Annotated in this window: 16 protein-coding genes, 1 tRNA gene and 1 pseudogene; 9 read left to right on the top strand and 9 right to left on the bottom strand. The window is 67.3% G+C overall.

The window, feature by feature from the left end:
• Positions 1–79: 79 nt before the first annotated feature.
• Positions 80–3103 (top strand): alpha-mannosidase, encoded by a 3024-nt coding sequence (locus tag AC1DNC_RS15245; protein WP_476863369.1) that lies wholly within the window; start codon positions 80–82, stop codon positions 3101–3103.
• Between the two features lie 248 nt (positions 3104–3351).
• On the opposite strand, the gene AC1DNC_RS15240 is transcribed toward AC1DNC_RS15245, so the two are convergent.
• The 4 genes from AC1DNC_RS15240 to AC1DNC_RS15225 form a co-directional block, all read right to left on the bottom strand.
• Complete coding sequence (locus AC1DNC_RS15240; protein ID WP_476863368.1) at positions 3352–4077, bottom strand: hypothetical protein; 726 nt, start codon at positions 4075–4077, stop codon at positions 3352–3354.
• 77 nt (positions 4078–4154) lie between these two features.
• The gene (locus tag AC1DNC_RS15235; RefSeq protein WP_476863367.1) at positions 4155–4937 is read right to left on the bottom strand and encodes a hypothetical protein; all 783 of its coding nucleotides are present in this window, start codon (positions 4935–4937) and stop codon (positions 4155–4157) included.
• Between the two features lie 55 nt (positions 4938–4992).
• The gene (locus AC1DNC_RS15230; protein WP_476863366.1) at positions 4993–5724 is read right to left on the bottom strand and encodes a hypothetical protein; all 732 of its coding nucleotides are present in this window, start codon (positions 5722–5724) and stop codon (positions 4993–4995) included.
• A gap of 100 nt (positions 5725–5824) precedes the next feature.
• Positions 5825–6604 (bottom strand): hypothetical protein, encoded by a 780-nt coding sequence (locus AC1DNC_RS15225; RefSeq protein WP_476863365.1) that lies wholly within the window; start codon positions 6602–6604, stop codon positions 5825–5827.
• A gap of 260 nt (positions 6605–6864) precedes the next feature.
• On the opposite strand from AC1DNC_RS15225, the gene AC1DNC_RS15220 reads away from it, so the two are divergent.
• Complete coding sequence (locus AC1DNC_RS15220) at positions 6865–8535, top strand: ABC-F family ATP-binding cassette domain-containing protein (RefSeq protein WP_476863364.1); 1671 nt, start codon at positions 6865–6867, stop codon at positions 8533–8535.
• Positions 8532–10445 (top strand): ABC transporter ATP-binding protein, encoded by a 1914-nt coding sequence (locus AC1DNC_RS15215; RefSeq protein WP_476863363.1) that lies wholly within the window; start codon positions 8532–8534, stop codon positions 10443–10445. The genes AC1DNC_RS15220 and AC1DNC_RS15215 overlap by 4 nt, the downstream gene beginning before the upstream one ends.
• Here the strand turns inward: AC1DNC_RS15215 and AC1DNC_RS15210 are convergent.
• The 3 genes and pseudogenes from AC1DNC_RS15210 to AC1DNC_RS15200 all read right to left on the bottom strand — a co-directional run bounded on the left by AC1DNC_RS15210 (position 10442) and on the right by AC1DNC_RS15200 (position 11451).
• The gene (locus tag AC1DNC_RS15210; protein WP_476863404.1) at positions 10442–10873 is read right to left on the bottom strand and encodes an NUDIX hydrolase; all 432 of its coding nucleotides are present in this window, start codon (positions 10871–10873) and stop codon (positions 10442–10444) included. The two genes, AC1DNC_RS15215 and AC1DNC_RS15210, sit on opposite strands and share 4 nt — an antisense overlap.
• Before the next feature lie 6 nt (positions 10874–10879).
• Positions 10880–11290 (bottom strand): annotated as a pseudogene (locus tag AC1DNC_RS15205) (DUF6314 family protein); the annotation flags it as partial.
• Between the two features lie 88 nt (positions 11291–11378).
• A tRNA-Arg gene (locus AC1DNC_RS15200) sits at positions 11379–11451 on the bottom strand.
• 85 nt (positions 11452–11536) lie between these two features.
• Here AC1DNC_RS15200 and AC1DNC_RS15195 point away from each other — a divergent pair.
• The 3 genes from AC1DNC_RS15195 to AC1DNC_RS15185 all read left to right on the top strand — a co-directional run bounded on the left by AC1DNC_RS15195 (position 11537) and on the right by AC1DNC_RS15185 (position 14585).
• Positions 11537–12322, top strand: coding sequence for a DUF998 domain-containing protein (locus tag AC1DNC_RS15195; protein WP_476863362.1), 786 nt, complete (start codon positions 11537–11539; stop codon positions 12320–12322).
• A 318-nt stretch (positions 12323–12640) separates the two neighbouring features.
• Positions 12641–13060: a DUF7793 family protein gene (locus tag AC1DNC_RS15190; protein WP_476863361.1), complete on the top strand. Its 420-nt coding sequence runs from the start codon at positions 12641–12643 to the stop codon at positions 13058–13060.
• Positions 13050–14585 carry a putative bifunctional diguanylate cyclase/phosphodiesterase gene (locus AC1DNC_RS15185; protein ID WP_476863360.1) on the top strand — a complete coding sequence of 512 codons (1536 nt, stop codon included), beginning with the start codon at positions 13050–13052 and terminating at the stop codon, positions 14583–14585. The genes AC1DNC_RS15190 and AC1DNC_RS15185 overlap by 11 nt, the downstream gene beginning before the upstream one ends.
• A 103-nt stretch (positions 14586–14688) precedes the next feature.
• Here AC1DNC_RS15185 and AC1DNC_RS15180 read toward each other — a convergent pair whose 3' ends face one another.
• Complete coding sequence (locus AC1DNC_RS15180) at positions 14689–14841, bottom strand: hypothetical protein (RefSeq protein ID WP_476863359.1); 153 nt, start codon at positions 14839–14841, stop codon at positions 14689–14691.
• A gap of 201 nt (positions 14842–15042) precedes the next feature.
• On the opposite strand from AC1DNC_RS15180, the gene AC1DNC_RS15175 reads away from it, so the two are divergent.
• Positions 15043–16116, top strand: coding sequence for a hypothetical protein (locus AC1DNC_RS15175; RefSeq protein WP_476863358.1), 1074 nt, complete (start codon positions 15043–15045; stop codon positions 16114–16116).
• 144 nt (positions 16117–16260) lie between these two features.
• Here AC1DNC_RS15175 and AC1DNC_RS15170 read toward each other — a convergent pair whose 3' ends face one another.
• Positions 16261–16914 carry a hypothetical protein gene (locus AC1DNC_RS15170; protein ID WP_476863357.1) on the bottom strand — a complete coding sequence of 218 codons (654 nt, stop codon included), beginning with the start codon at positions 16912–16914 and terminating at the stop codon, positions 16261–16263.
• A 108-nt stretch (positions 16915–17022) separates the two neighbouring features.
• Between AC1DNC_RS15170 and AC1DNC_RS15165 the strand changes: the two genes are divergently transcribed.
• Together AC1DNC_RS15165 and pcrA are read left to right on the top strand one after the other, a co-directional pair.
• Entirely contained in the window at positions 17023–17895 is an 873-nt protein-coding gene (locus AC1DNC_RS15165; RefSeq protein WP_476863356.1) for an inositol monophosphatase family protein, read from the top strand.
• A gap of 124 nt (positions 17896–18019) precedes the next feature.
• Positions 18020–20581 carry a DNA helicase PcrA gene (pcrA, locus tag AC1DNC_RS15160; RefSeq protein WP_476863403.1) on the top strand — a complete coding sequence of 854 codons (2562 nt, stop codon included), beginning with the start codon at positions 18020–18022 and terminating at the stop codon, positions 20579–20581.
• Positions 20582–20646 lie beyond the last annotated feature (65 nt).

The following is a 20646-nucleotide window of genomic DNA, read 5'->3' as shown; positions in this document are numbered from 1 at the left end:
GTCGTAGATTTTATCCATCGACTGGACACAAGGTCGACCACGACGTTGCCACACCGGAACCAGCGCTAAGAGGATCACATTGCACGACGACCGCCGTCTCACGGAAGTCCGGCTGGACCGCTTTCTACGCGAACGCGTCATCCCGGCCGTGTACCCGCGCCGCGTCCCGCTCACCTTGAGCAGCTGGGACGCTCCCGGTGAACCAGTCACCGTGCAAGAGGCGCTGCGGCAGACATTCGGCCCGCAGGAGCAGGGGGCGCCGTGGGGGCAGCCGTGGAGCACCAAGTGGCTCCGCCTCCAGGGTGATGTCCCCGATTCCTGGGGCAGCGGCGCGGATACCGCCGTCGAAATCCTGGTCGATCTGGGCTTCAACAGTGATCTGCCCGGATTCCAGTGCGAGGGCACTGCCTGGCGCGCCGACGGGTCGGTGATCAAGGCGATCTCGCCCCGGAACCAGTACATCCCCCTGAAGCTGCTCGGCAGCGGCATGAGCGTGGACTTCTACGTCGAGGCAGCGGCGAATCCCGACCTGTCGCAGGGCTGGACCTTCGCGGCCACCCCCTACGGGGACAAGGCCACCGCCGGCTCCGAGGCACAGTACCGGCTGGGCCCGATCGTGATCGCCGAGCTCAACCAGGCGGTCTGGGAGTTGCAGCAGGACATCGATGCGCTCCGCGGCCTCATGCACGAATTGCCCATGGAGTTGCCCCGAAGGCACGAGATCCTCCGGGCACTGGAGCGGATGCTGGACGTCATGGATCCGGACGACGTCCCCGGAACCGCCGCCGCCGGCCGCGCCGCCCTCGCCGAAGTGCTGGCCCGACCGGCCTACGCCTCCGCCCACCAGCTGGTCGCCACCGGCCACGCGCACATCGACTCCGCATGGCTGTGGCCCGTCCGGGAAACCATCCGCAAGTGCGCGCGGACCTTCTCCAACGTCGTTGCGCTGATGGACGAGGATCCTGAATTCGTCTTTTCCTGCTCCTCGGCGCAGCAGCTGGCCTGGATGAAGGAGTACTACCCGGAGCTCTTCGCGCGCATCCGGGAAAAGGTCAAGACCGGCCAATTCGTCCCGGTGGGCGGGATGTGGGTCGAATCGGACAGCAACATGCCCGGCGGCGAAGCCATGGCGCGCCAGTTCCTGGAGGGCAAGAGCTTCTTCCTCGCGGAGTTCGACGTCGAATGCCAGGAAGCCTGGCTGCCGGACACCTTCGGTTATTCCGCAGCAATGCCGCAGATCGTCAAGGCCGCCGGCAGCAAGTGGTTCCTGACGCAGAAGATTTCCTGGAACCAGGTCAACCGGATGCCGCACCATACCTTCCACTGGGAAGGGATCGACGGTACCCGGCTGTTCACGCACTTCCCGCCGGTGGACACCTACAGCTCCGAAATCAGCGCCCGGGAGCTGGCGCACGCCGAGCGCAACTACCGGGACCACGGCCGCGGCACGATGTCGCTGCTCCCGTTTGGCTACGGCGACGGCGGCGGCGGCCCCACCCGGGAAATGCTGGCGGCTGCGCGGCGCAACGCGGACCTGGAGGGGTCGCCCAAGGTCCGGCTCGGCTCGGCCGCGGAGTTCTTCGCCGGCGCCGAGGCGGAATACCAGGCACTCCCGGTCTGGGTGGGCGAGATGTACCTGGAACTCCACCGCGGCACGTACACCAGCCAGGCAAACACCAAGCGGGGAAACCGGCGCAGCGAGCACCTCCTCCGGGAGGCGGAGCTCTGGTGCGCCACCGCGGCGGTCCGGACCGGCGCGGACTACCCGGCAGCCGAGCTCAAGCGGCTCTGGCGGCTGGTCCTGCTGCAGCAGTTCCACGACATCCTGCCCGGCAGTTCGATCGCCTGGGTGCATCAGGACGCGGAGCGGAACTACGACGCCGTCGCCCGCCAGCTGGAAGCGATCATCGCAGCCGCGGCCGGCGCCGTGCTGGGGGAGGGCGAGCAGGAGTTCCTGCTCAACGCCGCCCCTCATCCGCGCGAGGGCGTCCCGGCGCTCGGCGCAGCCACGCCAGCGCCTGCGGCCGCCCCAGTGGAGTCGGCGGAGGCCCAGGGCGGCTACCTGCTGGATAACGGAATCATCCGCGCCGCGGTGAACGCCGACGGCCTGCTGGTCTCGCTGCGGGACTACGCCGCCGGGCGCGAAGCGATCGCGCCGGGGGAGTTTGGCAACCTGCTGGAACTGCACCGGGACACCCCGAACGAATGGGATGCCTGGGACATCGACGCGTTTTATCGCCGCAACGTCACGGCGCTGACCGAGGCCCGCTCCGTAGCGCTGGAACGCGACGGCGGTGCCGCCGTCGTCGTGGTGGAGCGGCTGGCCGGGACCTCCGCCGTGACCCAGCGGATCCGGCTGGAGCCGGGCTCGGCGTCGCTGGAGATCTCCACGGCGGTGGACTGGCAGGAACGCGAGAAGCTGCTCAAGCTCGGCTTCGCCTTCGACGTCCGGGCCGACCGATCCGCCGCGGAGACGCAATTCGGCCACGTGTTCCGGCCTACCCACCTCAATACCTCGTGGGAGGCCGCAAAGTTCGAAATCTGTGCGCACCGCTGGATCCATGTGGCCGAGCCCGGCTACGGCGTGGCGGTCTCGAATGCCGCCAGCTACGGCCACGACGTCACCCGCAATATCCGCCAGGACGACGGCGGCACCACCACCACCGTCCGGGTCTCGCTGCTGCGGGCACCCAAGTTCCCGGACCCGAACGCGGACCGCGGCCCGCATGAACTCACCGTCACCGTCCGGCCCGGCGCCAGCATCGCCGACGCAGTCGAGGAGGGCTACCGCACCAACCTCGCCCCGCGCGTGGTTAGGGGAGGGCACGGCGTGGAGCCGCTGTTCACGGTCTCCAATCCCGCCATCGTGGTCGAGGCGGTCAAGCTGGCGGAGGACGGTTCAGGCGACGTGGTTGTCCGCCTCTACGAGTCCCTCGGTCAGCGCTCCTTCGGAGTGGTGTCGGCGAATTTCGGAGCCACGAATGTCCAAGCGGTGGACCTGTTGGAACGCGTGGTGGACGCTCCCGGCGTGACGGTCCGGGACGGGGCTGCCGAGCTCACGCTTCGGCCCTTCCAGCTGCTCACCCTGAGGTTCCGGCGCTGATGGTGCCAGGCTGATGGTGCAGGAGGAGATGAAGCGGCGGCCTGCGCAGCCGCATTGGCCGGTTAAACACGCCGCTTAAACAGGCTGAGTGGGAGCGGTCCTTACGGACCGCTACCACTCATCCCCCCAATGGCGCTTGGACGTTTCACCTGGCCCCGTAAGAACTGAATCCCCATTCACGAAGCCGGCTGGCGTTTTCACACATTTATGATTCTCTCACGCTCTAATGATTTTGTGAACGAGTGGGGCTACTTTTTACGGAACGTTGCAGGAGCGTTATCCGGCGGCCGGGAGATTTGCCCGGAAAACCAGAACATGAGCAACCCCAGAACGTAGCCGAGGACCGCTGCGTAGTTTACGACTAGCCGGGCCCCGAACCAAGCCTCCGGCGTAAAGGAGGCCGGGATGCTTAAGACCGCGGCCGCCGCCCCCACCAGGGTAACGACGGCACCGGCCCGGACCAGCCGTGGCAGCGCCGCCCTGATGGTCGCCAGCAAGGGAGGCAGCAGGACAAGTGAAACAAAGGCCGGATAGCTGCGTCCGGCCGCCGCGTAGAGCGGGGCAAGGAGCGCGTTTCGGCCGCTGTCCGTCAGATCCTGGAGCCCGGCCGATGACCCCCGGGTGTCCATCAGGAGGAACGTCACCGCCACCGCCAGGCAGGCGGCTGCCATGCCCCAGCGGCCGGCGCGGCCGGTGATCAGGTCCCTGGCGCGGGTAGCCCCCAGCCCCTTGGCCAGCCGCTGCCCCACCAGGAATACCATCCCGAACACGATGAAGCGCAGGGCCAGATTGGTGAGGTTAAAGCCTCCCAGCGCACCATCGATCGCGGCGTAGGGTCCCTCGATGCTGAGCAGGCTGCACAAGGTGGCCAGGAACAGGATCCCGAAAACAGCCCTGTTACGTCCGCGCAGGGCATCCGGCAGACGCAGCAACAGAACCAGGCTGCAGATGATCAGCGTGCCCCATTGGAGCATGTCCACCTCCTATTCATTCTGGCTGTGCTGTCCCTGGCGTCGGGGCCCTTGCGTGCTCTCCCTTGGCTACGTCGCGGCTATCGCGGGGCCGTCGTCGAGGGCCCCGTCGAGGTTCCCCCGGGGCCTGGAATCTTTCCCGCCGCCGTCCCCGGCCGGCGGCGACTGGCCGCCACCCGCGACAGCCAGATCACCGTCAGTCCGAGGCTCAGGCCGATTACCGCGGTGAAGTTGATCTTTGCCTGCACACCGCTTGTGCCCGGCACGACGAAGGGAAACACGGCGGCGGCAATCAGCGCCGCGCATCCCAGGGACAAGAGCGCGGCTCCGACCCGGAGCGCGGCGGGCAAGCGGCGGCTCACGGCACGAACCGTGGCCGGCAGCAGGCAGGCCGCGACGAACGCGGGGTAGACCCTTCCGGCCGTCCCATACAGCCCGATCAGTTCGGCATTCGCGGCGCTCCGCAGGGGAAGTCCGTTGAGTCCGGTGGAGGAGCCTTCGGTGTCAGCCAAGACGAAGCAGACGGCGGTGGCCACCGCGATAGCGCCGAGCACGGCGAGCCCGAACGGCCCTGAGACACGGCGGACACCCTTCCCGTCATCGAACGCTTTCGCCGTCCGGTAGCCGGCCAAGGCCACTGCCCCGTAGGTAAGGAACCTCAAAATCAGGTTGGCGTAGTTGGCACCCCCGAGCCAGGAGTCGACGGCCAGATACGGCCCGTCGATGCTGAGCAGGATCGCGCAGGCGGAGAGGAAGAAGGCGCCGAAAATCGAACGGTTGCGGCCCGCGACCGCGTCGGGGATACGGGCGAGGGCCACCGCCCCGCAGATCGCCAGGGCAAGCCACTGCAGGACCGCGATCATTGCTTTGCTCCGGCGGACCGGGGTCGCGGCAGGCGCTTCGCTAAGGTCGCGGCGATCATCCCAGGTTCTCCCAGATCTTCTCGGTTTGCGCCCGTTCCTGTTCCTGGCGGCGAAGCACCTTGCCGAGGGTCTGCAGCCGCTCTCCGGCCAAGGCAACCAGTTCGCCGTCGGACAGCGCATCCAGGGCAGCCTGCCGGGCATCCGTTGGCCAGCCGGCTTCAACCTCGGTGATCAGCCCTGTCGCCACAAGACCGCCGGCGAGGCCCACGCCGGCCGCCCGCGAGGTGGCGACGGCAAGTTCGGGCGAGAGCCGGTTGGCCGTCAATTGGGCGGAATAGTTCTGTGGCGCGACGCCGGTGGCGGCGGAGACCCGGTGGCGGAGTTCGCCGTCGTCGATGGCATCAACCCAGTTCCGGACCGAGGTGGCATGCGGCGCCGGGCTGAGGGCGTGGGGCTGCCGCTCACCTTGTTCCTGATCGGCGGAGCGGGAGATGACGGCCCGCAGCAGGTCCATGGTGGCGACCTGGCTGACGAGTTCGGCCGCCGTGGGAGCCTGCGCCAGCAGGGTGAGATCCGCGTAGTTCTCAAACGAGGCCAGGGCGTCTGCAGGGTTGATGCCCAGCGCCCGGCTGATGCTCACTACCGTGCTTTCGGCTACCTTGCCGCGCACCAATTGCTGGGCCAGCGTGGTCCGCTTGACGCCGGAGACCCTGCAGATGTCAGCCGTGCTCGCGGTCGGGGCAACGCCATGAAGCCAGAGTTGGAACGCTTTGGCGGGTACGGGCATCTATGACTTTCTGCAGGTTCGGTCGGGCGCGGGCTGGGTCAAAGTTCGCTGCTTGGCCGCGACCCCGCGGGAGGAGTGCGATGCCGCGGCCCTCACATCATCATAATTCTTTAGCCGCGATGTTCTCTCGACCCGGCACGGGTTGCGCGTCGGCCACGGGCGGGCAGTTTCGCGAACCGCGTCGCGCGGCCACCCTTCCCAGCCAAATCAGTGACAGGCCCACCATCAGTCCGAGCACCCCAGCCAGGCTGATGATGTATTGGATGAAGGCCAGGCGCTGGGGCAGGAGGTCGCTGATGGGCAGAAGGATCATGGCGGCGGATCCGGTCGTCAGGAGTGCCGCTCCGCCGCGGACGAGACGCGGCAGCCGGGATCGAAGGACCTTGATGGTCGCCGGCAGGAGGCAGGCCGCTACGTATGCCGGGTAGAGCCGGCCGGCCGTCGTATAGAGGGCGATCAGCTGGCGGTTAGGGCCGCTCTGGTCCGGCAGCGTGGACAGTCCCACCGAGGTGCCGGCGGTATTCGCCATCAGGAACGGCACAGCGGTGGCGATACAGATGGTTGCCAGCGCCGCCAGGCCCACGGGTCCGAGGAGTAAGCGGAGGCTGTGGGTGTTTTCAAAGCCCTTGACAATCTTGTACCCGGCCAGCAGGACGGTCGCGTAAACCACATACCGGAGCAGCAGGTTGGCGTAGTTGTTGGAACCCAGGAAACCGTCGATCAGTGTGTAGCTCCACTGAATGCTCAGGAGCATGCCCACCGTGACGAGCAGGAAGATGCCGAAAAGTGAGCGGTTTTCCCCGCGCAGCGCCGCTGGCATTCGGAGGAGGGTGATCAGGGCACAGACAGCCAGGACGAACCATTGCAGGGCACTGATCATGGGCGTTTCCTCTTCCAATGTGTCCGCACGTGCTTCCGCTGCGCGTCTTCACTCACGAGGGTCCGAGACGCTGGCGATTTTGCCGGGGAACCCAATTCAACTATGCTAGATGCTCGAACCCGCTGGTCCGTACACCCCCCAAGTCCGGACCAGCGGGTTCTTCTATGCCCGGCGGAATGTGGGCGGATTCGAACGGATTTTTCGGCCCCGGACGGCTGCCCGCGGCAGGCCGTTTTGGGCCGCGGTGAGAGAATGGACTAATGACTGCAACCCTTGTTGCCAAGGACCTTTCCGGTGGTCACGACCACCGGACCCTCTTCTCCAAACTCTCCCTCACCGTCGCGCCGGGCGACGTCGTCGGCGTCGTGGGCGCCAACGGAGCCGGCAAGTCCACGCTGCTGCGGCTCTTGGCCGGCGTCGACCAGCCGCAGGAGGGCACGGTAAGCCTCGCCCCGGCGGACGCGTTCGTCGGCTGGCTGCCGCAGGAGCATGAACGGATCGACGGCGAGACGGTGGCCGGTTACATCGCCCGGCGGACCGGTTGTGGCCAGGCGACGGCGGACATGGAGTCCACCGCGGAGGCGCTGGGCGGCGGTGCTCCGGGCTCGGAGGACGCGTACTCGGTGGCGTTCGACCGCTGGATGGCGTCCGGCGCCGCGGACCTGGAGGAGCGGATTCCGCCGGTGCTCGCGGACCTGGGCCTCGAAGTGGGACCCGACGCCGCGATGACCGGGCTCTCCGGCGGACAGGCCGCCCGGGTGGCGCTCGCGGCCCTGCTGCTGAGCCGCTTCGACATCGTGCTCCTGGACGAGCCCACCAATGACCTTGACCTGGGCGGCCTGGCCAAGCTGGAGTCCTTCGTGCAGGGCCTGCGGGGCGGCGTCGTCCTGGTCTCGCACGACCGGGAGTTCCTGGCCCGCTGCGTGACCACGGTGGTGGAACTGGATCTGGCCCAGAACGCCGTCGCTGTTTACGACGGCGGCTACGAGGCGTACCTGGAAGAACGCGCCGTCGCCCGCCGGCATGCCCGGGAACGCTACGAAGAGTTCGCCTCCACCAAGGCGGACCTTGTCTCCCGCGCCCGCACGCAGCGCGAGTGGAGTTCGCAGGGTGTCCGCAATGCGATGAAGAAAAGCCCGGACAATGACAAGATCCGGCGGGCGGCGAACACCGAGTCCTCGGAGAAGCAGGGCCAGAAGGTCCGGCAGATGGAGTCGCGGATCGCCCGGCTCGAGGAAGTCGAAGAGCCCCGGAAGGAATGGCAGCTGCAGTTCAGCATCGGGGCGGCACCAAGGTCCAGCGCTGTCGTTGCGACGCTGCGGGACGCTGTGGCCCGGCAGGGTGACTTCACCCTGGGGCCGGTAAACCTCCAGCTCAACGCCGGCGAGCGGATCGGCATCACCGGACCCAACGGGGCGGGCAAGTCAACCCTGCTGCGGCTGCTGCTGGGCGTGCAGCGGCCCGATGCCGGGGACGCCTCGATGGGCGCCTCCGTGGCGGTCGGTGAAATCGACCAGGCCCGCGGGCTGCTGGCCGGCCACCTCAAACTCGCGGACGCGGTCGAGGCGGTGCTGACGGACCAAACCCCGGCGGAGGTCCGGACCCTCCTGGCCAAGTTCGGGCTCAAAGCCGACCACACCTCCCGGCCCGTTGATTCACTTTCACCCGGCGAACGGACCCGGGCCGCGCTGGCACTCCTGCAGGCCCGCGGCGTGAACCTGCTGGTCCTCGACGAGCCGACCAACCACTTGGATCTTCCCGCGATCGAGCAGCTCGAAGAGGCGCTCGAAAACTACGACGGCGCCCTGTTGCTCGTTACACATGACCGACGGCTGCTGGAAAACGTGCGCCTGGACGTGCGCTGGAACGTCGTCGACGGCGTCGTCACCGAACTGCTGGGCGCGAGCGCCCCGAAAGGTACCAACTCATGAGCATGGACCGGGTTGCCTGGAGCTCCCTTTACAACATCACCCGCGCCTCCAGTGGGTCCAAGCCGTTCTCCAAGGAGCTCCTCAAGCGCGTGTTCGGCTTTGCCCGCCCGCACCGCGGCCAGCTGATCGCCTTCGTGCTGCTGTCCATCGTGATGGCGGTCCTCGCCGTCGCCACGCCGGTGCTCGCCGGCCAGGTGGTGGACGCGATCATCGCGAAGGCGGCCGCCGGAACCGTGATCTGGCTGGCCGTGCTGATCGCCATCGTGGCGGTGGCCGAGGCTGGCCTGGGCCTGGTCACCCGCTGGCTGTCCTCCACCATCGGCGAGGGCGTGATTGTCGACCTGCGGACCAAGGTCTTTGACCACGTGCAGAAGATGCCCATCGCGTTCTTCACCCGGACCCGCACCGGGGCACTGGTCAGCCGGCTCAACAATGACGTGATCGGCGCGCAGTCGGCCTTCGCCGGCACGCTCTCCGGCGTCGTCAGCAACGTGGTGGCGCTGGTCCTCACCCTTGTGGTGATGCTGAACAAGTCCTGGCTGGTGACCGTGCTGGCCATGATCCTGCTGCCGATCTTCCTCATTCCGGCCCGCCGGATGGGCTCCAAGCTGGCCGAACTGCGCCGCGAGGCAGCCGAGCACAACGCCGCCATGGGCACCCAGATGACGGAACGTTTTTCCGCCCCCGGCGCCACTTTGGTGAAGCTCTTCGGCCGGCCGAACGAGGAATCCCACGAGTTTGCACTCCGCGCCGGCCGGGTGCGGGACATCGGCGTCCGCACCGCGATGCTCCAGTTCACCTTCGTGACCGCGCTGACCCTCGTCTCCGCGCTGGCCCTGGCCCTGGTGTACGGACTCGGCGGCTGGCTGGCCCTCGGCGGCCAGCTCGCCGCGGGCGACGTCGTCGTGCTGGCGCTGCTGCTCACCCGCCTCTACGCGCCGCTCACCGCGCTCTCCAACGCGCGGGTGGAAATCATGAGCGCGCTGGTCAGCTTTGAGCGCGTGTTCGAGATCCTGGACCTCAAGCCGCTGATCCAGCAAAAGCCGGACGCGGTGGAATCGCCGCGCGGGCCGCTCGCGGTGGAATTCGACGACGTCCGCTTCTCCTACCCTTCGGCTGACAAGGTGTCGCTGGCCTCGCTCGAGGACGTCTCCACACTGGATACCCGCGGCGGCGAGGAAGTGCTGCACGGGATCAGCTTCCGGGTGGAGCCCGGGCAGACCGTGGCCCTGGTCGGGTCCTCGGGCGCCGGCAAGTCCACCATCGCCCAGTTGCTCTCCCGGCTGTACGACGTCGACTCCGGCGCCGTCCGCTTCGGCGGCATCGAACCCGGCACCGCCGTGGACGTCCGGGACCTCACCTTCGATTCGATGCGCCAGACGCTGGGCATGGTCACGCAGGACGGTCACCTCTTCCACGAGAGCATCGCCTCCAACCTGCGCCTGGCCCGTCCCGGCGCCAGCGAAGAGCTGATGTGGGACGTGCTGCGCCAGGCCCGGCTCGAGGACATGATCCGCTCCCTGCCGGACGGCCTGGACACCGTGGTGGGGGAGCGCGGCTACCGGCTCTCGGGCGGCGAACGGCAGCGGCTCACCATCGCCCGCCTGCTCATCGCCCAGCCGCGCGTTGTGATCCTCGATGAGGCCACGGCCGCGCTGGACTCCACCAACGAGGCAGCGGTGCAGGAGGCGCTCGGCGCGGCCCTCGAAGGCCGCACCGCCGTCGTGATTGCCCACCGGCTCTCCACCATCCGCGCCGCCGACGCCATCCTGGTGGTCGAGGACGGCCGGATCGTGGAGCGCGGCACGCACAACGAACTGCTCGCCGCCGAGGGACGCTACGCGGAGCTGTACCGGACCCAGTTCGCCGAGGCCACCGCGGTAGCGGCGGAGTCGGTGCCGGAACTCTAGCCCTTCCGCTCCGGCTTCGCGCCGAGGGCGGGAAGCACGTGGTCTGTGAGGAGGGGCGCCAGGTCGTCCGGCAGCGCGGCGGCCAGGTCCAGCCAGCGGATTTCGGCGATCTCGGCCGACGGGCGCGCGGTCCAGCTGCCTGCTGCGCCACCCAGGGTGGGCGCGGTGAACACCGTGGCTTCAATCTGCGTGGCCGCCTCGTTGGCGGCCTCGGCCAGCCAGATTCCGAAGGGCGCAAGGTCTTCGGGCGCCACGATGATGCCGACTTCCTCCTCGAGTTCGCGGGAGGCCGCCTGTGCCGCGGTTTCGCCGGCTTCGGGTTTGCCGCCGGGATGCATGAACTTGTCGGTGCCGCGTTTGCGGACCGTCAGGAGCCGGCCGGCGTCGTCAAAAACGCAGACGGCGGACACCACGATGCGGGGATTCACGCCCGTTCTGGTGAGCACGGATTCGAGCAGGAGGTCCTTGGCCGGGCCTGTGACGTCCCAGCGGTAGCGGAACTCATCCGGGCCCAGTCGGGTGTAGTCAACCCGGTAGGTGTCCGGATCGCACCAGTGCTGGTCCCGGTGGTCCCGGACGCCGAAGCCCATCCGATGGAACGCGCGGCCGTCGGGGAAGAACATGTCCATCGTCTCCGGCGATGCCGATGGTTTGAGGAGATACTCGCGGCTGGCCGGACCATGAAACGGCGTGCCGCCGGCCGGGTTCCACTGCACGGTGCCTTTTTCGCGGAAGCAGAGGCCGCCGTCGTCGGTTTCAGTGAAGCGGACGACGCCGGTGAAAGTGCCGCGGCTGCCGGTGGCCCGGTCCAGCATGGTGCGGGCCACGGTCCAGTTGCCCAGCAGGTAGGCGCGGAGGTCCTGGTGCTGGTCACGGCTCCGGTCAACGCGCGGGGCAAAGTCCGGGCCGTCGCCCGGGGTCTGGGAGTTCAAGTGCCCTCGATTGGAATCGAACCAACGACACCGGCTTTAGGAGAGCCGTGCTCTATCCACTGAGCTACGAGGGCGGGCGTGCAGTCGGTCGGCCGTCGGCCGGCCCGTCCGGGCACGGATACAAGCATACAAGGTGGGGACGCGTACTACGCTCTTGGCATGACAGCCTCTGCCCCGACGGTTTCCCGGGAGCTCCTCTACTTCCCGGACGTGGCTTCCACGCGGTTCTATCTGGGCGCGCTCGCGAAATTGAGCGTGCTGCAGTATTTCGTCGTCGAAGCGGCGGTGATCGGTGCCTGGGCGGGGCCGGAGCCGTACAGCCGCCGCACCGGCTACATCAGCGACCTCGGCGCCCTTGGCTGCGGCGAGTTTTCCGGCCGGGACGTTTGCTCGCCGGCGCACCTGCTGATGAATGCGTCGTTCGTGGTGCAGGGGATCGGCATGATGGTCGGGGCGCTGCTGCTGAGCTCGGCCGTGATCGGTATTGCGGCCCGGGCCGGAGTGCGGCTGGCAGTGGCGCCCGGGCGGCGCTCGCCGTCGGTCGCGGCGTTTGCCGCCCGCTCGCTGAGCCTGACCGCGGGTGCCGGGACGGTGATCGTGGGCCTGGTCCCGGAGGACGCCGGTTCCGGCTGGCATGTGGCCGGCGCGGTCATGTACTTCGCCGCCGGCGGCCTGGCCCTCCTGGTGGTGGGCTGGCTGTGGCGCAAGCAGACGCCGCTGGGCTGGTTCATCTTGGCCTGCGGCGCCGTTTCGCTGGCCGCGCTGATCACCGGCGGCGTGACGGGGATGCGGGTTCCGGAACCGGGCACGCTGGAACGGCTCATGGGGTACCCCATCACCATCGGCATGGCGGCACTGGGGCTGGTCGTCGCGCAACGCGTCCGGCAGGAGCTCGTGGCCCGGAAGCGAGCGCGCGTGGCCGCAGCCGGCGGCAACAGGACGTGACCGACTCCGCCGGCTGGGCGGCGGCGGGCCCGGACCCGAAGGGAAGTGCGCCTAGCCTAGGCAGCCGAGGCGATTCTGTGTCGAAGGGGTGTCTTACGCCTCATTTGTGCGCAGGGTTGCACTATCATGAGGGCATTGGCCGGAACGCTCCGGTGCCTCGTGCGGGAGATTGGGTACAGCGCACGCCGAATTGCCGACTTGAAGTCTGTGGGGGCACATGTCTGAACAGTTATTCGCGCCGCGCCTGGCTGCGACTGTCTTCGGCGACCACAACAGTGCTCCTTCACGCCGGGTCGCGGGCCGTCGGGTCGCTGCCCGATGACAGTCGAAGCCCCCGTTGCGCCGGAGGGGCAAATCCCCGAGGAAGCGCCCGGCGAGCCGGTCATTGGCGTCCGGCTGCTCGAGGGCGGGATCATTGAAGTCGAGCTGCCGCCGAACCGGGAGATCGAGGGCCCGGAAGCGCGCGCGGCCGGTGAGACGGTCCGCATGCTCGCCGGCGGCGAGAGGGTTCCGGTGCTCCTGGTCATCTCCGGCGTCGTCGGGGTCAGCGTGGAAGCCCGCCAGGTTTACGCCAGTTCCATTGCGGCGTCGGCGTTTGCGCTGGTAGGGGAGAGCCCCGTGGACCGCGTCATTGCGCATTACCTCCTGCGCTCAAGAACCGAAACAATCCCGGCGGAGTTTTTTCTTTCCCGCACGGTTGCCCTCGAGTGGTTAAGGCCTTATACGAGTGAAAAGTGATGTTCCAGACCCCCGGCTCCATGCGCTTGTCGAGGGCATTGTCCGAATCGCGAGCGGCGACCTAAGTACCCGGATCCCGCACTCCGGTGCCCGAGACGACGTCGCGGCTGTCATCGCGGGCATCAACCTGATGGCCGACGACCTGCAGACCATTTACCAGGAGCTTGAGGAACGGGTCGAGAGCCGCACCGCCATGCTGCGCCAGGCCCAGGTTGAGCTGGAGCGGATGGCGTTGACCGATCCGCTGACCCAGCTGGCGAACCGGACGGCGCTGAACTCGGTGCTCAGCCACGCGCTGGCGGAGACGTCGCGCGGCGAGATGCCGCCGGCCCTGCTTATTCTCGACCTTGATTCCTTCAAGGGCATCAACGACACCCTTGGCCACAGCGCGGGGGACGACGTCCTGCGCGTGATCGCCCGGCGGCTTCAGGACGCGGTCCGGGTGACCGATACCGTGGCGAGGCTGGGCGGGGACGAATTCGCCGTCATGCTTCCCAAATCCAACCTGGTGCGGGCCCGGCGGGTCGCCAACAGAATCCTCAAGGCGCTCAGCGAGAGCCTAGAGATCGGGGACCTGCGAGTCACCTGCGGCACCAGCATCGGCGTCCGCGTGGCCGAGCCGGGCCAGTCCGCAGACGATCTGGTGATGGAGGCCGATACGGCCATGTACGCGGCGAAGGCGCAGCCGCATAGCGGGATCAAGGTCTTCGAACCCGCGCTGTTGTATGCCCGCAGGCTGCAGAGCCTCATGGTCACGGAGATGCGTGAGGCGATCCTCGAGGATCAGCTGACCCTGCATTACCAGCCGGTTGTGGAGCTCGCCACCGGGCGGATCGAAGGCGTCGAGGCGCTGGTCCGCTGGAACCACCCCGAACGCGGGCTCCTGATGCCGGACCAGTTCATCCCGCTGGCGGAGGAAACCGGGATGATCGTGGAGCTGGGGCACTGGGTGCTTCGCAACGCGGTCCGGCAGCTCCGGGACTGGCAGGACCGGCTGGCATTGGACAGCGAGTTCTCCGTCCGGGTCAACATCTCCACCACCGAACTGCAGAACCTCGAGCTCATTGAGCATGTCCGGGACATCCTCCGCGAGACGGGCGTGGATGCCGCGAACCTCATCATCGAACTGACCGAGTCCATGGCCGTCACCGGCGGCGACGTGGACAAGTACTCCCTGAGCGGGCTGCGGCAGCTGGGCGTGCAGCTCGAAATCGACGATTTCGGGACGGGATATTCGTCCATCAGCTACCTGCGCCGGCTCCCGGTGAACGTGGTCAAGATCGACAAGAGCCTGATCGACGGGCTGGGAACGGACGAGGAGCAGGGCGGCTTTGTCGAGGCCGTGCTGCATTTGATCCACGCCTGCGGGCTCAAAGCGGTGGCGGAAGGAATCGAAACCGCCGAGCAGGCTGAGGAACTGGTCCGGCTGGGCTGCGGCAGCGGCCAGGGTTACTACTTCGGGCGGCCAGCGCCCGCCGAGGCCATCGAGACACTCATCAGCCAGGACAGCTCGATTTCGCAGTAGTTGTTTGTCGAGGAACGACGGCGGTTGAACTCGTCCCAGGCAAGAACAAAGGGCGGGAACCGGAGATAACTCCGATTCCCGCCCTTTGCGGTTGCTGACGCCGTTAGTTCTTCGGGGTGGAGTTCGGCCACCAGTCAATGGCTACGACCGAGCTGTGTCCCGAGTTTCCACCGTCGGCGGAGACTGCGGACGCAGCGGAGAGGCCCGCGGCAGCCAAGGCACCAGCGACGAGAAGGGTGGCGAGAGTTTTCTTCATTTAAGACTCCTGATACGTGAGGGGCTGATGTGACTCATGTGATACGAGCTCAGTATAGGGGGTTATCAACACGCCGTCCGATAACGATTTGTGCGGATTGGCGGAACCCTGTGCTATTCGTGCGGTGCTCTTGCGTTTGGTCTCGGGAACCTGTGCGCGCCGTGGTCACAAATGACTGCTGCGGCAACCGATAATTGATTCATGCACTTTGTTTCGCCGTCGTACGCAGAAGCTGAGCTCCGGGCGCACGAGCATCGCAGCAACCATGCCTTCGCCGAGGCAGCCAGCAGCGCACAACGGGCGGCCGAGATCGCCTTGCATGATGGAGATCCCACTTCCTGGTGGAACATGACGTTTCTCCAAGCCGAAAACCTCCTAGACGCTGAGCGTTTTGAAGAGTGCGCGAATCTTGCCACCGACCTGGTATCGGGAGCGGCGCCGCTCCCGGGGTCGCAGGACCGAGCACGTACACACATCTTGCTGGCTAAAGCGCGGCAAGGCGCTGGCCTGCTGGAAGAAGCGACGAAATCCGCGCTCGTGGCGGTGGACCTGACAACCGACGAATTGGATGTCGAGATAAACATCCAGGCCCGACAGGCTTTGATCTCTGGACTGGCCGACGGCGGAAAACTCGCCGAAGCGTGGAACGAGAGCAAACTTCTCGCGGAGGTTATTTCTGACGACGTCGACGACCAGCTTGCTGGCAAGTCCTATTGGGTCATTGGCAATGTAGCCTTCCTTTTCGACAGAATCCAAGACGGCCTCCACTACCACGAACTGGCGGCTGCGACTTTTTCGCCCACCCAGAATCTTGACGTGTGGGCCAAATTCAACAAGGCGTCTGCTGCCATGCGCCTTGCGGCAAATATCGCTGACGTCGACACCCTCCGTTGTATCGAGCGGGCCGAATTGGCCACCGATGTTATTGGCGGGACCGTGAACGACCATATGCTCCTCAAACTTAATCGGGCGCACTGGACGCTTTTGGCCGGAGATTCTCGAGCCGCCATCGACCTTCTGGAAGATGTCTGCCGCCTTGATGACCTCGTAACGCCTCAGCGGTCAGGTGAGGCATGTTTGCTTCTCGGTAGGGCTTACGCCGCCACAGGAGAAAAGTTGCTGGCTCGAGAGTGCCTTCTCAAGTCAATCGGACATTTTGATGCTGCCGGCGCATTCCACCGAGCCGAGCAGGCGCGGGACTTCCTCAGGAACGAAGTGGGCCGGGACACGCTATGGTCCTGGCTGCTTCGCGTCACAGGCTTCGACCGGAGCTGACTCCCCCTCCTGAGCATGCCCTTCGCCGGCGCTGAGCCTTGGACATACAGGGAATGTGCCCATCGGCTGCGGCCAGAAGTGGGCATCTCCGCCGGCGAGGCTAACCCCGCACGTGCGGCAGACGTCTCCAGCAGAATCCGAACCCTATGCCGGTTTGGCACCTGACGCGTCAGCCCGGCCGGCGGAGGGTTTGCGGCCCAGGAACACTGCGGCTCCGCCAGCCACCAGGCTCAGTACCAGCAGGACCCAGCCGGCCACCGTGAGGGCCGACGCCAGGGCAACCTGACCGCCGTCGAGCGTGGCCGCAGACATCATGGTGTCAATGGCCGCGTTGCCCCATAGCCGCACACCGGCAAAGAGCAGCGGCACTGCCCATAGTGCCCAACGGAGCGGTTTCCTGGCCACGTTGGTGCCGATCAGCAGCAACCAGGTGAAGCCGAAGATCAGCGGAAACAGCGTCCCTGCAGTCTTGTGCACGTAGTTGAGCTGGCCGCGGGCATCGGTGTCCAAGGCCGAGCGCAACTGCTCCACGAAGCCCCGGTCGAAGCCGCCGACAAGCGAATCGGGCATCGGGAGTCCGCCGCTGAGCTGCGTGAGCTGGTTCAGGGTCAGCAGGTGCAGGTACCAGAACAGGAACAGGCTCGCCACGACGCCCGCGATCAGGATCAGGTTGCTGTTGCTCTGCGCCTTCTGCGGGGTCCGGGTGGTGCTGGGATTGATCACCGAGGGCAGATGGTGCTGGGGAACGGCCGCGCTCGCGCCGTGCTTCTTGATCCGCTGGGCGGGTGTCTTGGCCATGGCTCCATTATCGCCCCTCGCCGGAGCCGTGTCGGCCGGATCCGGACCGGGTCCCCGCGCACCCGGCCTGCCTGTTCAGCACCTCGCGGCGCCCGATAGGCTGAACGCGTGAGCGAATCAGGCAGTAACGAACTCGTCAGGCACCGGCTCGGCCGGCACAGCACCGCGGAACTCAGCCCCGAACTGGATGATTACCAGCTTGCCGAGGCCCTGGTACGGGAGGCCGGCACCCTGGCCCTGCTCATGCGGCAGGCTGGCCTGGAGGGCAAGCGGAAGACGTCCGTTTCCGACGTCGTGACCGCTGCGGACCACGCCGCCGAAGCCTACGTCCTCGAACAGCTCCAGCGCTGCCGGCCCGACGACGGCATCCTCGGCGAGGAGGGCGCCTCCGTGCAGGGCAGCAGCGGCCGGACCTGGGTGATCGACCCGGTGGACGGCACCTATAACTTCCTGCACGGTTCCAGCTACTGGTGCTCCGCGATCGCGCTCAAGGATTCCTCAGGCCCGCTGCTCGGCGCCATTTTCCAGCCGGAGGAGGACAAGCTCTGGCTTGGCGGCACCGAGCGCACGGCAACCCTCAACGGTGAGCAGCTGACCAGTTTTCTGCCCCGCGATGCGGGCGGCCGTGGCCGCGCCGAGACGCCGCTGGCGGAGCTCGGCGCCGCCACGTACATTCACCCCACCTGGCTGGCCGATCCGATGTGCGCCATGCCCTGGCACGCCGCGGCGACCTCCGCCGCGGCGCTCCGGATGTTCGGTTCGGGCTCGTGCGACCTCGGCCGGGTGGCCGACGGCGAACTGGACTGCTGGTTCCAGCACAGCTCCCCGGAGTGGGACTGGCTGCCGGGCAAGGCGATCGTGCTCGCCGCCGGCGGCGCCACCGACGTCGTCCGCGTCAACGGACTTGAGTGGCACGTCGCCGGCGGAACGACGGCGGTGCGGCAGCTCCGGGCGGCACTTGAGTCAGGCTCCGTGGGGTAGGCGCACCCGCGCAACGTCTGCCGGAGTCGTGGCTGGGCGCAGGAGAGGGGCATGTCCGGAGGTGGACCGGGCGGCGCGGACCGTGCCGTCAGTGGCACCGCCTAGACTTGTTAACACCATGGATATGTTGTTTGACCCCTACGCCGACGGACCCTTCCAAGCTGCCTCGAATCCGGGCGCGCCCGCTAAATCATCCGGAAACCCGGGGGCCGGCACCGGAATGCCGGGCCTGAAGTCAGCTGCCTTCGGTGCCGACGGCGGGCCAAACTTCGGGCCCAACGGCGGAAACAACGCTGCAAACCACCACGGGCACGGCGAGGACTGGGACCGGCCCCAGCTGCCCAACGCGGACGAGCTGCTCCAGGGACTGAACCCGCAGCAGGAGGAAGCCGTCAAGCATGCTGGGGGCGCACTGCTGATCGTGGCTGGCGCAGGCTCCGGGAAGACCCGCGTGCTCAGCAACCGCATCGCCTACCTGATTGCCACCAAGCGGGCGCACCACGGCGAAATCCTGGCTATCACCTTCACCAACAAGGCCGCCGCTGAGATGCGCGAGCGGATCGAGCTCCTGGTCGGCGGCCGCGCCAAGACCATGTGGATCTCCACTTTCCACTCCTCCTGCGTCCGGATCCTGCGGCGCGAGGCGGCCAACGTTGGACTGAACTCCAACTTCTCCATCTACGACTCCGCCGACTCGCTGCGCCTGATCACGCTCGTGGCCAAGAACCTGGACCTGGACCCGAAGCGCTTCGCGCCCAAGGCCATCCAGCACAAGATCTCCGCGCTCAAGAACGAACTGATCGACGCGGACAGCTACTCCTCCAGCGCCAACCACAGCGACCCCTTCGAGCAGGCCGTCGCCGAGGTCTTCAAGGGCTACACGCAGCGGCTCCGCCAGGCCAACGCGATGGACTTCGACGACCTGATCGCCGAGACCGTCTACATGTTCCGGGCCTTCCCGGCGCTCGCCGACTCGTACCGGCGCCGCTTCCGGCACGTCCTCGTGGACGAATACCAGGACACCAACCACGCCCAGTACGCCCTGGTCCGCGAGATCGTCGGCGAGGGCCCCGGCGCGGCGGAACTCACCGTCGTCGGCGACTCCGACCAGTCCATCTACGCATTCCGCGGCGCGGACATCCGCAACATCGTGGAGTTCGAAAAGGACTACCCGGATGCCCGCACCATCAAGCTGGAGCAGAACTACCGCTCCACCCAGACCATCCTGAGCGCCGCCAACTCGGTAATCTCCCGGAACCCCAACCGGCCCGAGAAGCGGCTCTGGACGGCCGAGGGAGACGGCGAAAAGATCGTCGGCTACGTGGGCGAGAACGAGCACGACGAGGCGCAGTTCATTGCCAAGGAAATCGACCGGCTGCAGGATGAGGGAAACCTGCGCCCCGGCGACGTCGCGATCTTCTACCGCACCAACGCCCAGTCCCGGTCCATCGAAGATGTCCTGGTGCGCGTCGGGCTGCCCTACAAGGTGGTCGGCGGCACCCGCTTCTACGAGCGCAAGGAAATCAAGGACGCCCTCGCGTACCTGCGCGTGCTGGTCAACCCGGACGACGACGTCAACCTCCGCCGCATCCTCAACGAGCCCAAGCGCGGCATCGGCGACCGGGCCGAGGGAGCCATCGCCTCGCTCGCACAGCGCGACCGTACCTCCTTCATGGCCGCCGCCCGCCGCGCCGACGAAGCACCGGGCATGGCCACCCGCTCGGTGAACGCCGTGCTGGGCTTTGTGAAGCTGCTCGACGATCTGGCCGAGGTCGCCTCCGGCTCTGGTGCGGCCGCCGCGCTCGAAGCCGTGCTGGAACAGACCGGCTACCTCGCCACCCTGCGCTCCAGCACCGACCCGCAGGACGAGTCCCGGGTCGAAAACCTCGCCGAACTGGTCGCCGTCGTGCGCGAATATGAACGCGACAATCCGGAAGGCTCCCTCGGCGCGTTCCTGGAGCAGGTTTCCCTGGTGGCCGACGCCGACCAGATCCCGGACGCCCCGGCGGGAACCGCCGACGAACTGGCCGCTGCCGTCGCCGAAGCGAAGCGGCTGGGCGTCGTCACCCTGATGACGCTGCACACCGCCAAGGGCCTGGAGTTTCCGGTGGTCTTCCTGACCGGCATGGAACACGGGCTGTTCCCGCACCAGCGCTCCGCCACGGACCCCAAGGAGCTCGCGGAGGAACGCCGGCTCGCCTACGTTGGCCTGACCCGCGCCCGGAAACGGCTGTACCTGACCCGGTCCGAGGTCCGCAGCATGTGGGGCCAGAGCCAGTACAACCCGGCCAGCCAGTTCATCGAAGAAATTCCGGCCGAACTTGTCGAGTGGAAACGCGAAGGGTCCACCCGCCAGGCCAGCAGCTGGGGGAGCGGTGGCTCGATCGGCTCCAGCCGCTACGGCGGATCCTTCTGGGGCGCCGGCCCCGCCCGCGGCACCGGCGCGGACGCCGCGGCAGGCTTCAACGCCGACGTCCCGGCCGCCATCGCCAAGAACCGGGTCCAGCCGCAGAAGGAGATCGTCGCCGTCAGCGTGGGGGACAAGGTCAACCACACCAGCTTCGGCAACGGCACCGTGCTGGCCGTCGAAGGCGCAGGAGACAAGACGGTGGCGAAGGTGAAGTTTGGCGTCGGCGAGAAGCGGCTCCTGCTGCGCTACGCCCCGCTCACCAAGATCGACGCGTGACCCGGCGGGGCGCCTGCCCGGCGGATCAGCCGGCCGCAGCCCGTGGCCGGGTATGTAGCGGCCCG

It is taken from the genome of Arthrobacter sp. 01N442 (assembly GCF_056399345.1).
Note: the sequence above shows the minus strand (reverse complement) of the source record. Positions and strands in the feature narration are given on the sequence as shown.

Coding starts and splice junctions, on each gene's coding strand:
- AC1DNC_RS15240 (WP_476863368.1), bottom strand. CDS start 4,077: ATGCTCCAATGGGGCACGCTGATCATCTGCAGCCTGGTTCTGTTGCTG.
- AC1DNC_RS15235 (WP_476863367.1), bottom strand. CDS start 4,937: ATGATCGCGGTCCTGCAGTGGCTTGCCCTGGCGATCTGCGGGGCGGTG.
- AC1DNC_RS15230 (WP_476863366.1), bottom strand. CDS start 5,724: ATGCCCGTACCCGCCAAAGCGTTCCAACTCTGGCTTCATGGCGTTGCC.
- AC1DNC_RS15225 (WP_476863365.1), bottom strand. CDS start 6,604: ATGATCAGTGCCCTGCAATGGTTCGTCCTGGCTGTCTGTGCCCTGATC.
- AC1DNC_RS15220 (WP_476863364.1), top strand. CDS start 6,865: ATGACTGCAACCCTTGTTGCCAAGGACCTTTCCGGTGGTCACGACCAC.
- AC1DNC_RS15215 (WP_476863363.1), top strand. CDS start 8,532: ATGAGCATGGACCGGGTTGCCTGGAGCTCCCTTTACAACATCACCCGC.
- AC1DNC_RS15195 (WP_476863362.1), top strand. CDS start 11,537: ATGACAGCCTCTGCCCCGACGGTTTCCCGGGAGCTCCTCTACTTCCCG.
- AC1DNC_RS15190 (WP_476863361.1), top strand. CDS start 12,641: ATGACAGTCGAAGCCCCCGTTGCGCCGGAGGGGCAAATCCCCGAGGAA.
- AC1DNC_RS15180 (WP_476863359.1), bottom strand. CDS start 14,841: ATGAAGAAAACTCTCGCCACCCTTCTCGTCGCTGGTGCCTTGGCTGCC.
- AC1DNC_RS15175 (WP_476863358.1), top strand. CDS start 15,043: ATGCACTTTGTTTCGCCGTCGTACGCAGAAGCTGAGCTCCGGGCGCAC.
- AC1DNC_RS15170 (WP_476863357.1), bottom strand. CDS start 16,914: ATGGCCAAGACACCCGCCCAGCGGATCAAGAAGCACGGCGCGAGCGCG.
- pcrA (WP_476863403.1), top strand. CDS start 18,020: ATGTTGTTTGACCCCTACGCCGACGGACCCTTCCAAGCTGCCTCGAAT.